The following is a 1417-nucleotide window of genomic DNA, read 5'->3' as shown; positions in this document are numbered from 1 at the left end:
TTGCTTCAAAAATACAAATTCCATCTATGCTGCAAAAAGAAGACGTTTCAGAAGTGATCTAGCCCCGATTTTACGGACACCCTACTAAGAGAGTAAACTCTCTAAAATTGAGGTGTAAAAGATGAATATTAAACCAATAAACGCAGTTGTTCGGAAAAAATATAGTGCACAATTTAAAGATCAAGCCATTGAAAGAGCTGCAAAAGATGGTGTTCCTCTAGTCGCTAAAGACCTTGGTTTATCTGAAGCGACTCTTTATTCGTGGCGGTCGAAAAAACAACAAGGTGGTGATACCCTTGAAAATCAGAAGCTGCAACAAGCCGAGCTTGCCAGATTAAAACGGGAAAATGTTAGGCTAGAAGAAGAGAATTCTTTTTTAAAAAAGGTAGCAACGTACTTCACAAAGGAATCAAAATGAAGTACGCCATGATAAAAGCTAATCAAAAGTACTATTCAATAAGAATGATGTGTCGCCTACTTTGTGTATCTACAAGTGGTTATTATGCTTGGACAGTTCGGCTACCTTCTTTGCGAACCCAGGAAAACACCAAGCTAGCTAAAGCAATAAAGTATATCTTTGAAAAGGAAAAAGGTCGTCCTGGAGCCATGCGTATTACAAAACGTCTTCAGGCTGAAGGACATTCTGTAGGTCGTCATCGTGTTGCTAATATCATGAAATCACAAGGATTATGTGCAAAAGCTGCAAGAAAATTTAAGGCTACGACTAATAGTAATCATAAGCTACCTGTAGCGCCTAATCTACTTCAACAGTGTTTTGAAGCCTCTAAGCCAAATGAAAAATTCGTAACGGATATTACCTATATTTCGACCGATGAAGGTTGGCTTTATCTGGCTACGGTGATGGACTTATATTCCAGAATGCTAGTAGGTTGGGCGCTTTCGGAAAGGATGACATCAGTACTGGTTGTTAATGCATTACAAATGGCTTTAGGGCGTCGAGGGATGCCTCGTGGTGTAATTGTACACTCTGATCGCGGTAGTCAGTATTGCTCTTCTAACTATCAAAAGCTATTAAATGAACATGGGTTAATTTGCAGTATGAGTAAACGTGGGGATTGTTTTGATAATGCGGCTATGGAAAGTTGGAATCATAGCTTTAAAGTTGAAGCAATTCATGGTGAAAAATTTACAACAAGGGCTGTCGCAAAAAATCATGTGTTTGATTATATCGAAGTGTATTATAATCGATATCGTCTTCATTCTAAACTAGGTAACTTAAGCCCAGCTAGCTTTGAAGATAAAATGGTCGCTTAGGAAGGTGTCCGTTTTTTCGGGGCTAGATCACCTTAAGGCAATATCAAAAAGGTTCTTTGGAGTTAGTCTGATCGTTGGGCTAACTTATTTATTTAAATAAATTAAGATAGAACTTATTCATTACCAATTCGCTACCTACACA

The 1417-nt window shown here is 38.1% G+C and carries 1 protein-coding gene; it reads left to right on the top strand.

Annotated features, from left to right (window positions below):
* Nucleotides 1-121: 121 nt before the first annotated feature.
* Nucleotides 122-1275 (top strand): IS3 family transposase gene (locus Q0495_RS00075; RefSeq protein WP_298621827.1). Its coding sequence is split into 2 segments (ribosomal slippage): nucleotides 122-377 and nucleotides 377-1275, totalling 1155 coding nucleotides; the frame shifts between segments, so codons are not numbered across the junction.
* Nucleotides 1276-1417 lie beyond the last annotated feature (142 nt).

Source organism: uncultured Legionella sp., assembly GCF_937871865.1.
Lineage (GTDB): Bacteria > Pseudomonadota > Gammaproteobacteria > Legionellales > Legionellaceae > Legionella.
Note: the sequence above shows the minus strand (reverse complement) of the source record. Positions and strands in the feature narration are given on the sequence as shown.